Annotated in this window: 10 protein-coding genes; 7 read left to right on the top strand and 3 right to left on the bottom strand. The window is 44.8% G+C overall.

What is annotated here, in order from left to right:
* Positions 1 to 125 precede the first annotated feature (125 nt).
* The 3 genes from LDN30_RS03210 to LDN30_RS03200 all read right to left on the bottom strand — a co-directional run bounded on the left by LDN30_RS03210 (position 126) and on the right by LDN30_RS03200 (position 4,566).
* Positions 126 to 2,327: an alpha-galactosidase gene (locus tag LDN30_RS03210; protein ID WP_223928716.1), complete on the bottom strand. Its 2,202-nt coding sequence runs from the start codon at positions 2,325 to 2,327 to the stop codon at positions 126 to 128.
* A 768-nt stretch (positions 2,328 to 3,095) separates the two neighbouring features.
* Positions 3,096 to 4,148, bottom strand: a complete 1,053-nt coding sequence (locus LDN30_RS03205) for a transposase (RefSeq protein ID WP_223925205.1) — start codon at positions 4,146 to 4,148, stop codon at positions 3,096 to 3,098.
* Positions 4,126 to 4,566, bottom strand: a complete 441-nt coding sequence (locus tag LDN30_RS03200; RefSeq protein ID WP_223925203.1) for an ISAon1 family transposase N-terminal region protein — start codon at positions 4,564 to 4,566, stop codon at positions 4,126 to 4,128. Before LDN30_RS03200 ends, LDN30_RS03205 begins: the two co-directional genes overlap by 23 nt.
* 827 nt (positions 4,567 to 5,393) lie before the next feature.
* Between LDN30_RS03200 and LDN30_RS03195 the strand changes: the two genes are divergently transcribed.
* From LDN30_RS03195 to LDN30_RS03165, 7 genes are all read left to right on the top strand, one after another.
* Positions 5,394 to 5,915 carry an RNA polymerase sigma-70 factor gene (locus LDN30_RS03195; RefSeq protein ID WP_223925332.1) on the top strand — a complete coding sequence of 174 codons (522 nt, stop codon included), beginning with the start codon at positions 5,394 to 5,396 and terminating at the stop codon, positions 5,913 to 5,915.
* 51 nt (positions 5,916 to 5,966) lie between these two features.
* Positions 5,967 to 6,806: a FecR family protein gene (locus tag LDN30_RS03190; protein ID WP_223928715.1), complete on the top strand. Its 840-nt coding sequence runs from the start codon at positions 5,967 to 5,969 to the stop codon at positions 6,804 to 6,806.
* Positions 6,803 to 9,439 (top strand): TonB-dependent receptor, encoded by a 2,637-nt coding sequence (locus tag LDN30_RS03185; protein WP_223928714.1) that lies wholly within the window; start codon positions 6,803 to 6,805, stop codon positions 9,437 to 9,439. Before LDN30_RS03190 ends, LDN30_RS03185 begins: the two co-directional genes overlap by 4 nt.
* Before the next feature lie 5 nt (positions 9,440 to 9,444).
* Positions 9,445 to 9,963: a DUF4249 family protein gene (locus tag LDN30_RS03180; RefSeq protein ID WP_223928713.1), complete on the top strand. Its 519-nt coding sequence runs from the start codon at positions 9,445 to 9,447 to the stop codon at positions 9,961 to 9,963.
* 594 nt (positions 9,964 to 10,557) lie between these two features.
* Positions 10,558 to 11,826, top strand: a complete 1,269-nt coding sequence (locus LDN30_RS03175) for an IS1634 family transposase (RefSeq protein WP_223928712.1) — start codon at positions 10,558 to 10,560, stop codon at positions 11,824 to 11,826.
* A gap of 21 nt (positions 11,827 to 11,847) precedes the next feature.
* Complete coding sequence (locus LDN30_RS16495; RefSeq protein WP_223928711.1) at positions 11,848 to 12,312, top strand: DUF4249 family protein; 465 nt, start codon at positions 11,848 to 11,850, stop codon at positions 12,310 to 12,312.
* Positions 12,313 to 12,468: 156 nt separating this feature from the next.
* The gene (locus LDN30_RS03165; protein ID WP_223925384.1) at positions 12,469 to 12,753 is read left to right on the top strand and encodes a hypothetical protein; all 285 of its coding nucleotides are present in this window, start codon (positions 12,469 to 12,471) and stop codon (positions 12,751 to 12,753) included.

Here is a 12,753-nt window from a genome sequence, read left to right as displayed (position 1 = left end):
GAGCGGCGAAGGGCGGATTTAAGGCCGATAAGCCTTACGTTAAATCGGCCGACGGCATACTGCTGAGCCTCAAGGCACAGCCCAACAGCCGGTCATTTCTGCAAATGCGCAGAACTGACGACAGTCTACTGCGCCTCAAGATAGAGCACGCGTGACGACCAGTCGGTTTTCTTTCCCCATTCCACCTCATTAGTATATGGCACATCGAGGCCCGTCTCCATGAGGAATTTGCCAGTATAGACCTTACCCTCACAGTCGAGAGGATTGAGGTCAATACGGTCGAGCTCACGCACCTTATACATTCTGGTGGGGTCGAGGCCGGCCATACGCACGCGAGGCAGATGCTGATTGTAGAAATTGGCGGTCTTCCACCAGTACCAAACGGCCTTGTCCTTACTGTCCGACACGTACATCATTGAGGCCAGGCCTTTGTGGTCGAAAGGCGACACCAGTCGGTAGATATTTCCAAGCTGTACCACCGGACGAATCTCCTTATACTCCGCGATGGCTTTCTTGCACAAAGCCTTTTCCTCGTCGGTCATATTTTTCGGTTGGATTTCCATGCCGAGGCGTCCTGCCATAGCCACATCAATACGGAATTTCAACGATGTTGTACGGAACACCGTATGGTTTGGCGTTGCCGAAATATGGCATGCCATCGCCATTGCGGGGAAGAAATAGGATGTTCCCCACTGCATATAGATGCGCTGAAGGGCATCGGTGTTGTCGCTTACCCAGAATTCGTCGAAGTAAGGCAGCAGTCCCCAGTTGGCCCTTCCGCCTCCACTTGCGCAGAGCTGTATCGTCACGTCGGGATATTTCTTACGGATGCGTTTCAATGTTTTCTCCAGTCCACGATGGTAGTCGATATACAGATAGCTCTGGTCGTCCATCGACAGATACTGGCTGCCGGCACTTTGTATCGGCATGTTAGCGTCCCACTTGATGTAAGCTATCTCAGGATATTTTGAGAGCAGGTTGTCGATGATGCTGAAGGCATAGTCCTGCACCTTAGGATTGCTCATATCGAGGACGAGTTGGGTGCCTCCGCGACCGCAGCTAATCTCTCTCCGCGGTGCCTTGATAACCCATTCGGGATGCTTCTCGTAGAGTTCACTTGCCGTGTTGGTAGCCTCGGGCTCCACCCAGATGCCGAATTTTATTCCGTGGCTCTTGGCATCGTTGATGAGATTCTCTATACCGTTGGGCAGTTTCCGTTTGTCGACGACCCAGTCGCCGAGTGCCGCATTATCGGTATTGCGCTGATACTTACCGCCGAACCACCCGTCGTCCATGACGAACAGCTCACCGCCCATAGCGGCGATATCGCCCATCATCTGGTTCATATTCTCCTCGTTGATGTTGAAGTATACGCCCTCCCACGAGTTCAGGAGTATGCGGCGCAGGTCGTTGCCATGTGCCAGACGGTACTCGCGTCCCCACTTATGGAAGTTGCGCGACGCTCCCGACAGTCCCTCGTCGGAGAAGGTGAGCGCAAGCGGTGGCGTGGTGAACGTCTCGCCCTTTTTCAGATGATAGAAACTGTTGTCGGCGTTGATTCCGGCAATAAAGCGATGATATTCCGAGTCGTCGGTGACAACCTTCAGTTCGTAGTTGCCGCCATAGCACAGTGCGGCCCCTATCACCTGACCGCTGTTTTCCTGAGCCTTTCCGTTGAGCGAGAACATCACCTCAGCGTGCGAAGTATGCGAGTTGCGCGTGCCGTCGGTATTCTTTATCACCTTCTCACCGGCTGTCAGCGGCTCCTCGTCGACCTGCCCTTCGTTAGCCCACGAGCCATAGAGCGAGCTCATCCACACGTCGCCACGGCGGATGGGCAGTGTGGCCGAGTAGAAATCGGTGAGCGTGACGGTGCCTTTCTCGCCGTTGGTGATATCAGTCCACGTCTCAATCATGTCGACATCATTATATGCCTTGTAATGGATGTCAACGGTAAGGGCATACTGCGGGTCCTTGGTGTGGATAGTGGTGACGGTCGAATTGCCGTCGGATGTCACGTCGTAGCCTGTGGCAAGGAGCTCGGTTGTCATATTCCCGTCGGAATGGCGGCATGCAAAAGCGGCCTCAGCCGCCGGCGCTGGTCCGTAAGGAAGATAAATCTCGTTCCTCGAAAAACCTGCGGCCGGTTTCAGGTTGGCCATATCTGAAGCTGACAATTTTGCTCCATAATACACGAACATCGGGCGTTGGCCATTGGTGACGTCGACGACAAGGGTATTGCCCGGCGTCTCAATGGCTACGTTTTTTGCCCCTGCCGTCACTGCCATCGACAGCAATGCGGTAATGAAAAGCGTGGCTTTCTTCATAAGTTTATATTGTATCTTTTGGTTATAAGTTTCAGTATGGTGCAAAGTTAGTAAAATTTCATCAGACCATTATGCACTTTCTTGGCTTATTATAGTACAATTTCAGCAATCACATCCCCAATTCTGCCTTCCACCGGCAACTGAATCATAATCCCCTCTTCAGCCATCGGATTTGCAGCTTAATACATTAACAATCACGATTCCCTATAAATAAAATTGATAATATCATTGCGTAATAGCAGAAAAAGTTCTAATTCTGCGTTTGATGTTTAAGAAGAAACAAATTCGGTGCATTGGATATTTCCCGTGGGCCGATATGTTCACTTTACAATCCCCCTGCTTTCGTCATTGGGACACCCAAGTTCCAAGATTGGTGACTATATCGACCCACTCATATATTTTGCGGGTTTAGGGCGGGGATAAACCCCGCCCTAAACCTCTTGTCTGTAATATTCTCACACAGAGATCTCTACCCGCGACGCACTGGATATTTTCCGTGGAATCATAGTGAGAGGAAATATAAATCTTTCTGCTGCCATTATCGCTTTGGCATTTTCAAACGGAAAAGAGAAAAGAAAATCATGGTCATGCTTATGCTCCCCAAGGAGCAATGGGTCTAAAGCTATGGGGTAGTCTTGCGAGCAAGCTCGCCGCCTACCACATAGCTTTAGCCCCACACCTTTGGTGTCAAGCCTGCCCATGACGAAAATCGCTAACGCGTAAAATTGCGGCGCAGGGGGATTTTTCCGTGGATGCCCCTGCACTCGCCTAACCAAATATCGTGAAACAGCGGAACATGAAGAAGGGAAGGTCACTGACCCCATGCACCTGAGCACGCAGTCCCTTAATCTTTGAGTTGAGCGACTCGGCTGGCGCATTCGTTGACCTGTTGTTGAAGAAGTTTAGCACATACTCCTCTTTGGCCTTGATGGTGTCACGTACTGATATGATTTCCCGAATGCGGGTTCTTCCGACATTCTTGTACCACTTATGGAGCGCTTTCTTTGCACTCTTCCTGTCCTTTTTCTTGCTGAAGATGTTGCGCAGGGCGCAGAGCAGACCGTATGCAGCCTTCATCTTTGGCTCAATCTCAAAGAGCAGGCGCATTTCCTCCTTCTGGAAGTCAGTCCAGTCATTGTGGTTTTTCGTCAGCGGGTATCTTACGTGCGTCAGCAAGTCGGCTTTGGTCTCTCCATTGCTGAGTTTCTTCGGCTCAAACTTTTCATTCTTCCGCTTGCGCGGCCTGCCGAGGCGTTTGCCGTTCTTGCTCTTCTTGACCTCATGGGTCTCGGCGTACCTGTCCCTTGCCTTGGCCCGCTTCTCTTGCTGCTTTCTGAACTCCCGCTCCTCTCTCTTGACCTCGGTCGTGTTGGTGCGCTTGAGCTTCATGCGCATCGCATCAAGTCCCCTGGTCGTATAAAGCTGGATGACATGGAAATGGTCTATAACTATCTCTGCCTGTGGGAAGGACTTCTTGACAATGCCCATCATGCTGTCGGAGAAGTCCATCGACACCTCCTTGACTTTATTTCGGCTCTCTTCTTGTATCTCGTCAAAATGCTTCGTCACGTCAGCAACGGTCGTGCCCTTGACTGCAGCTATGAGTGTTCCCTTCTTGCAGTGTCCGTCCCTGTTGGAGAGGAACGTGATCAGGTCATGGTGAAGCATCGTCTCGTCTATGCACAGTCGCTCGCCCATGTTCTTCTCTTGAAGCACCCACTCACCGGCATGCTCCTTCTGGTCCCAGTCCGTAAAGCCACTCAGATGCTCCTTGTAGGCACGCCCGAGGTACTTCCCGTCAGTCCGGAAGAAGCGCCCCACGCATTGGGCCGTCACTGGGAAGGCATCCAACCATTTTTTTTAAGAAATCCGCAAACTCTACAGAGTAGCAGGTTCCCTCTGCCACAAGAGGCAGGGTTTCAAGGACGACGTTGTGACCGTCTCCGTCCAACCAACGACGGCGACGGACATGCAGCAGAACTTTATGCTCGCGTTGTGGGAAGTCATTGAACAAGCGAGGCTCCGTGAAACCGTTGGGCTGAAGGTCATGCCAGACCTTGTCACGCAGGTCGCGCTCGTCAAGGTAGATGTGAAGAATACGGATGACGGTGCCTGTTTCGTCCTTCTCGTTAGTAACTTCTTCGTCGATCTTAGTGATCTCGAAGTAATCAAGGATGCCATCGGGCAGCATGTAACGGACTAATGTTGAGTAGTCGAATGTCGATAGTTTCTTTGCCATGCTGCAAAGGTAACATAGTTTCCCGACATCAGCAACGCTGTTTCACTATATTTTAGTTAGGCGAGTGCAGGGACATCCACGGAAAAATCCCCCTGCGCCAAAATTGCCCCTTGGGCATAAAATCCTGCAGCCGAAAGATAGTCCATAGCGTCTTGAAAGTCTGATATGCTGCTTGTGTTCTGTTGGGCGGCATAATATTTTATGCGCTTATGCGCAATTTTATGCCAAGGCAATTTTCGTCATAGGCTGGCTTTAACCCCGTCAGGGGGTGCTCCATCGGGAGCTTAAGCCTGCCTATGACTATTTTCCTTGAGTTATGGACCTCTCTTACCAATTATGAACATATCGTAATTTCTTAACAAGTGTAGAAGGCCCCAAGTGGTTTCCGGCACTTTTTGTTTACTCCCAACCTAGCAACGGGCATAAAACGGAATGCGTGAGCCGACTCCGTCATCAGCCATTATACAAGCGAAAATATGTAAGAATAATTCATTCAATAGTACAAATCGGATCATCCTTGTAATCAACTAATAATCAAGCGGATAACAATACATGCCATTTGGCGTTCTAAAACGGCCTGTTTTAGGACGCAAAACGGCCCGAATCAGAGTGCGAAACGGCCCGTTTTAGAACGCCAAACGGTAGATATTATAACGCTGTCAGTATTTTTCACGAATAAGAGTTATTTCTGATGCCCCAACCAAAGGCAAAAGATTGTTGATGGATATAGCGTCAATGACAGAAGAAAGATATGACTTGGAGAATATAAAGAATATAGAATAAAGCTTTGTTTTTTTGTGCAATTCGCATATTTGAACTACCTTTGCATGAAAAAGGGCATTAAAATATCTATGGATATTCTGGAAGAGAATTTCAAACTGCATTACCGTCCACTTTGCATGTATGCGACATCAATGCTCGGTACTACAGACAATGTTGAAGACATCGTCTTGGATTGCTTTGTCAAATTGTGGGATGTATTAAAGGTTAAACACATTGACAACATAAAAAACTACCTTTATAAATCTGTCAGGAATGCGTGCTATGATGCAAGAAACTATTCTTCTATATCGGAACTGGATATCGATAGTGCCGAAAACATCACACAAACAGAGGTAGAGGATAATTCCGAACTGGCAGCTCGTCTATGGACGGCGATAGACTCACTGCCTGAGCGATGCAAGAAAATTTTCCTAATGAGTAAGCTGGAAGACAAATCATATTTGGAAATAGCAGAAGAGCTGGGAGTCTCTGTAAAGACTGTGGAGGCACAAGTGACTAAAGCCTATAAAAGACTACGTACCAAGGCAAAAGATATATATTATTTTGTCCTTTCATTTTTTTATTAAATAATGTAAGGGTATTCCGCCATTTTTCAGTCTTATATAAAAACGACGAGAATGAAGGAACAAGGGAATTTATGGGAAAATATTCTTGACTTTGTAGTCAAGCATTATAAGGAGGATACATTCGATACGCAAAAGGCCTTTAAGAAATTCCAGCAATTATCCGACTACGGGAACTATGCAAGGCAAAGAACTTTAAGATTGTATAAGGCTGTTGGTATCGCTGCCAGTATCTTATTGATTCTTGGAATAGGATTATTATGGAATAAAGGGCATGAAACTGAACTTACATCGTTCTCAACCGTTGACAGCACACAAACCTGGGCTCTTGCAGACGGTACGGAACTTACTTTGGCTCCTCATTCTAAGGTTACATATAATATTGAGCACTACAGGAGTCAGAGAGAACTAAACCTTGAAGGCCGGGCATACTTCATGGTCAAGCACGACCCGAACCATCCGTTCACGGTAAACACACATTATGGCTCAGTTGAAGATTTAGGTACTTCATTTCAAGTATCAACATGCCTTGGACGCAGAACGAGTGTCTTGGTTACAGAAGGCAGTGTGAAATTTTTTATCCATGATAGCAAGGATGGTGTTATTCTTACAAGGGGCATGAAAGGAACTATTCAGGCAGGAACTGAACACCCTATTGTATCATATGGGGATATAAACGAAACTGCATGGGCAACTGGCATCTTTAAGTTTAACAACACACCAATATCACAAGCCTTACAAACTGTATCTAAATGTTATCAAGTCGACCTCTCTGCAAGTGATACAACGAGATCTATTTCCGGTACTTTTAAGGCCGACAACATAGACGAGGTTATAGACATATTGGAGACTACTCTTAATATTACAATTTATAGGAGAGGCGAGAGAAAATGAAGACTTTATTATTATTGATTGGGCTGTTCTTCTGCTCTCTGTCTTATGGTCAGACTATTCGTCAGGAAATGAACAAGATAGAAAGAAAGAACAAGGTTTTCTTTGTCTATGACTCAAGATTTAACTTAAATGTTCCATATAACGGAAAACGTCTTGAAACTATGCCACTTTACAAGGCTCTTGACTTATTGTTCCGTGATTCAGATTATGCGTGGACTCAGAAAGGCTCGACCATTATACTTATGAGGAAAAAGCGTAGAATAGGCAAAAGTCCAATCAACAGGAAGCCTGTTGTTAAGCCTATAAAGAAAGTCCCCAAGCGTTATGCAATAAGTGGGTATATACGTGACAATAACAGAGAGCCACTGATAAATGTCAACGTATATGATGTTGACTCAAAGGTAGGCACACTTTCCAATGCTAACGGAGCTTTCAGTCTTGTCCTTGATGAAGGGCACCATCGGCTCCGGTTTTCCAGTCTTGGTTATAAGGAAGTATTGAGGGATATTAATGTTCAAGGCAACAAGTTGATTAATATCGGTTTGAAGGAAGATAGCGCATATATTGATGAAGTTATCGTAACGGGTGACCTCAATTCTCCTTTGCTTGCTTCTCAAACCGGAAAAAGGACTTTTACCGCAAAAGATTTCAATACCGAATTCTCACTGCTTAGCAGCCCTGATGTTGTCAAGACTCTGCAACGTGTTTCTGGAGTAGCTTCTGGAATTGAACTTGCCTCCGGTTTGTTTGTACATGGCGGTAATAGCGATGAGAACCTTTTCCTTCTCGATGGTACGCCTCTCTATCAGATGAACCACTCTTTAGGTCTGTTCTCGTCATTCAATACTGATATTATCAAGAACGTAGAATTTTACAAGAGCGGTTTCCCTGCAAAATACAACGGTCGGTTGTCATCTATTACCGATATTCGGACTAAGGATGGCGACATGCGTCACATCCATGGTACGTTTTCTTTGGGACTTTTAGATGGACGGTTCTCTATTGAAGGACCTATAATAAAGGATAAGACTTCATTCGTATTCAGCCTACGCAGAAGTTGGATGGATGTATTTCTAAAACCATATTTTTCAATCGCAAGAAGGCATAGTCATGAGAATGACTTCCATTCGTTCAACTACCTGTTTTATGATATGAATGCCAAAATCACGTATCATTTAAATGATAGGAGCAACTCATATATCAGTTTCTATTCCGGGCTTGACCATTATACGATAAAGGATGATGGCAATTGGGACGGCAATTCTGAAAACGAGAGGAATAAGTTCAAATGGGGAAGTACCAATGTTGCTATAGGACGGAACGAGCAATTGACTGGCAAACTATTTTCAACCATTGAAGCTGTTTATACCCACAACCATTCCGGAACTGAATACTTTGATGACAATTATGATCTGTCGGACAATAAGTCTCCATTACGCACATGCCTTAACGTCCAGCACAACCATTCAAGTATTGATGATATAGGCTTAAAGGCAGATTTTGAGTTTCACCCGACCAACATGCAAAAGATTTTGTTCGGCGGAAGTTATATATTCCACTTCTTCAAGCCACAGACAAAGCAGCAAGCCTACTATTATAACAATGGTGAAGAAAAAAACGATTCCTCCGAACTGGAAAGCCATGACTTTCAGCGTTCACAGGAAATAGGTCTTTATGTGGAAAATGATTTTTCCATATCGGAATGTTGGAGTACTGATATTGGATTAAGCTATACTTCCTTTTCTACCAGAGGCAAGATATATCATCGTCTTGATCCACGATTTTCAACAAAATTTCAGTTGAGAAATAATCTTTCGTTGAAAGGCTCTTTTACTATGACTACGCAATATCTTCATAGGATAGCTTCCACGTCATTGGACATGCCGACGGATTATTGGGTGCCAACTACAAGGAATTTCCAACCTGGAAGGTCATGGCAACTGGCAGCTGGTTTATATTATCACCCCCGGAAAGAACTACTTCTGACATTAGAGGGCTTTTACAAAAGGTCAAGTCATCTTCTGGAATACCGTCATTGGATGGGAATGCAACCACCGGCCTCTCGCTGGGATAAGGATGTAGCTGATGGCAAGGGACGCTCTTATGGTCTGGAATTTGACGGTAGTTACCATAGTGGGAAAGTTATCACCAATTTGGCTTATACACTATCTTGGACTTTTCGCAACTACGAAGAACTGGGAACTGGCTGGTATAGGGACAAATTCGATAATAGGCATAAGATTAATGTAGACTGCCGTTATACTTTCTCTTCGTGCTTTTCCATGTATGCCGCGTGGACCTTTCATTCAGGCAACAGAATAACTCTGCCCGACAGGTATATATTCTCGCCTCCTTTTGGCGGGCTGAACAATGACAATGATATCCTAAAGTTCTACAGCAAGCCAAACAATGTGGCCTTGCCTGCTTATCACAGAATTGATGTAGGAGTCGATTTCAAACATAAAACAAGTCGGGGAAATGAAAGTATATGGAATATCAGCATCTATAATGCTTATTGCCATCTTAATACTATGTATGTGAAGGTTCGCGAGAATGATAATGGAACATTTTCTGCAAAAAGCAGGGGATATATCCCGATTATTCCGTCGGTTAGTTATACTCTAAAATTCTGAATGTAATGAGAAGATATATTTTCTTACTTTTTATATCAACCTTGATTTTGTCTGGGTGTCAGGACGAGATGAGTCTAAATAAATTGTCTAAAGAGAACTGTCTCGTAGTATATTGTTTACCAACGACAAGCGACACGACAAGAATATACGTTTCATGTTCAATACCCGTCACTGGAGAATCTGAGAATCTTGAAAGTGTAAAAATAAGCAGCTATGTCAATGGGCATGCACAAAAAGTTACTTTTAATGGCGAAGTGGGTTCAGGAAGCAGGAAACGACTTGAATACTACTTTGTTAAAGGTCTGCGAATTGGGGATAAAGTTGGAGTCCATGCCGAAGCTGAAAATATCACACCAGTAAATGCAGAGACGGTTATTCCTGACAGTGCCTTGTGTCTTAGCTTACACATGAATTCTTTATACAGCTATGGCGAACCGTATGACCAGATTGTGCTGAAAGTTAAAAATCTGAATTTTCGATTAATTTGTAGCGATAATACCCACTCTAAAGCTAATTATCTATAAATCAGTAAATATTTAGTTTGTTATGTTTTGCCATTTCACTTATTATTGTTACATTTGTAGCGGTAATCAATGATATAGTATAATGGCAAGACCTATAAGCGATGAGACTGCTCACAAGGTGACGCTTCACATCAATAACGGATATAGATATGCAACACTACGCCCACGTGTAACGAACAAGGCAACAGGTAAGCGTATGAACAAAAGCATTCATTTAGGCACAGTGACCGAAAGCTTGAAGTTCATTCCAGGTAAGGCATATCTTTGCATGCCTCCTGCCGAGCGAAAGCAATTGTTATTCCCACAGGGATGGGATTTGAGTGAACTGGACTCTTTGCCAAGCACGAGGAAAGCAGGGAGGCCTACCCACAATGGAGATGCGCCGAACCGTCTGTATGGCGACGTGTGGCTTATGGAAAGAGTTGCGGAGAAGACCAAGATACGCGAGGATCTGGAGAAGGTGTTAGAGGGAAACAAGGAGAAAGTGGATGACATCATGACACTTGTCATGTTCCCCTATATTTCCAGCTATTCTTATAGTATAGCAGACTCGCTCGCTGGCAGAGATACACCAAGACTCCGTCCGCACGCGAAATGTCGCCAGGAGACATCACCCGTCTTACGCAGTCAATCACCGAGAAAGACCGCCAGGCCCTGCTACGTCTTCGTTCGGAAAAAATTGGAAAGATGGAACTCTGTGCTGTTGACTCCACAAGCAGGTCTGCTTACGGAAGCAGCCTGGCCGACATACGCTGGGGGCACAACAAGGAGAACATTGCCCTGGCGCAGACGAATGAAGTTGTAGTCTATACTCTCAGCAACCACATGCCCATCTATTACATGTCTTTTCCCGGTAACATTCCTGACTCACGCACAATGGGTGTCATCCAGTCTGACCTTCGCTGTGCCGGTTTTATGAATTACGTAATGATAACGGACAGGGGCTATGGGACAGTGCAAATCCTTGAGGACAACATCCTTCATGGCCAGCCCGCTATAATGTGCATGAAGACCGGCCACAAGTTTATCAGCGACAAAATAGACAGCCTTGGAGACTTCAATGTCCGTCCGGACGGAATGGAGATAGACCTTGACAGCAAGCTGTATTACAAGCAGTATGACATTGACTACAAGGTACATGGAAATGGCAAGTCCGAAAAGGCAGCAAGCAAGATGCGCCTGAACCTGTTCTTCAATCCTTCGTGGAGAAGTGAGGGGCAAATCAACATAGACATGAAAGTCGAAGGGCAGAGAAGCTGTCTTCAGAAGATGCTTGAAGGCAAGGAAGAAGCACCAGACGACGAGACCCTGAAGAAAGACTTCTGCATGTTTGACGTAAAACTGGACAAGAAAAGACACGTCATATCTTTTGAGAAGAACGAGAAGAAGCACAACGACTCACTCAGACTGTTAGGGTTTGTCGCCATTGTAACGCTCGGACTGGATCTGACGGCACCGCAAGCTCTGGCTCACTACAAATTGAGAGACGAGCAGGAAAAGTACTTCCAGCAGATGAAGACGGAGATGTGCTCTGACAGACAAAGAAATTGGAGCGAGGACGGTAAGACCGGCAGGCTGTTCATCTTGTTCGTCGGATTAGTCATAGGATCATATATTAGACACATCTGGAAGACGACAGGCCTTCACAGCATGTTCGCCTCTTCACTGGACATGCTTGACGAGATGAGGAACATAAGATGTATCGAGCGACAGGGGCATACCACCAAGATAACACCTTTTGTCGGGAAGCAGGTAGAGATTGCGAAGGCTTTTGGGCTTGACATCCCAGCCGGGTGTGAACCGGGATACAAGTCGAAAAAGGTAGGTAGAAAAAGAGGAAGGCCAAAGAAAAACGAGTCTTAGAAGATTATCGCTACAAATTAATTGAAAATTCAGATTAAAAACACTCCTGGTATTACTGATTATTTCGGAGTCAGAGTAGTTGGATTGGCAAACACATATGATGGTGATCGCGACACGGTTTATCAACATAGCGAAGTTGAGGAGATTAAAACAAGCACTGAACCGGTTCTGAACAATTACACGTTGGGCGACCTGCAATTTGATGAATCAAATACTTATTGGGGTAACTTGTACATTTTTGATAACAGTTCTTTTCTCAAAGATTGTGACTACACTTTACATTTAAATGTACGATCCAGTGGGTACATAAGCGCATATAGAGTAGAACTTTACCATCTGACACAAGAGTTCTATAAATTCTTCAAGAGTTTGAATGAAAGTCAAAACAACAAAATAGGGAACTATGGAATGTCCTTCGTGCTGCCAAGTTATACTAATTTCACCAACGGCGCAGGTGTATTGGGAGGTAGGCTGTCAAAAATTTAGTCAGTTTTTATACTCATAATTGCTTTTGATTTACAAGGATTTATTCTTAACTTATATAAACATATTTCATAGTATATATTAACTTTAATAATTTGCATAAGTCATTGAATATTAGTACCTTTACATAGAAAATATAACAATGTAAAGTAAAATATTATGACAAAAGAAAGTGCAAAAATAAAGAGACTGGAAGCATTACTCGCTAAGAAGAACGAGAAGGAAAAGGCAGCATCGGCTAAGATTAAAAAATTAGAAGCTTCAATTATGGCTAAAGACAAGAGTAGTAAAAAATGGAAAGACAAGTACAAGGAGTTGAAGAAGGAGAGCAAGGCCAAGGATACAGAGCTCAAAAAAAAACGTCGTTTGAGTCTGAACACGACGGAGGAATTGTTCGACTTGCTTTCACGCCAGTTAAAGGACACTCATTCTGGGCGGAAGTGA

Origin of the sequence: Prevotella lacticifex, assembly GCF_019973375.1 — a bacterium.
In the GTDB taxonomy this organism is placed as follows: domain Bacteria; phylum Bacteroidota; class Bacteroidia; order Bacteroidales; family Bacteroidaceae; genus Prevotella; species Prevotella lacticifex.
Note: the sequence above shows the minus strand (reverse complement) of the source record. Positions and strands in the feature narration are given on the sequence as shown.

Excerpts from the sequence above, each read along its gene's own strand:
- LDN30_RS03210 (WP_223928716.1), bottom strand. The coding sequence starts at position 2,327 with ATGAAGAAAGCCACGCTTTTCATTACCGCATTGCTGTCGATGGCAGTG.
- LDN30_RS03200 (WP_223925203.1), bottom strand. The coding sequence starts at position 4,566 with ATGGCAAAGAAACTATCGACATTCGACTACTCAACATTAGTCCGTTAC.
- LDN30_RS03195 (WP_223925332.1), top strand. The coding sequence starts at position 5,394 with ATGAAAAAGGGCATTAAAATATCTATGGATATTCTGGAAGAGAATTTC.
- LDN30_RS03190 (WP_223928715.1), top strand. The coding sequence starts at position 5,967 with ATGAAGGAACAAGGGAATTTATGGGAAAATATTCTTGACTTTGTAGTC.
- LDN30_RS03185 (WP_223928714.1), top strand. The coding sequence starts at position 6,803 with ATGAAGACTTTATTATTATTGATTGGGCTGTTCTTCTGCTCTCTGTCT.
- LDN30_RS03180 (WP_223928713.1), top strand. The coding sequence starts at position 9,445 with ATGAGAAGATATATTTTCTTACTTTTTATATCAACCTTGATTTTGTCT.
- LDN30_RS03175 (WP_223928712.1), top strand. The coding sequence starts at position 10,558 with ATGTCGCCAGGAGACATCACCCGTCTTACGCAGTCAATCACCGAGAAA.
- LDN30_RS03165 (WP_223925384.1), top strand. The coding sequence starts at position 12,469 with ATGACAAAAGAAAGTGCAAAAATAAAGAGACTGGAAGCATTACTCGCT.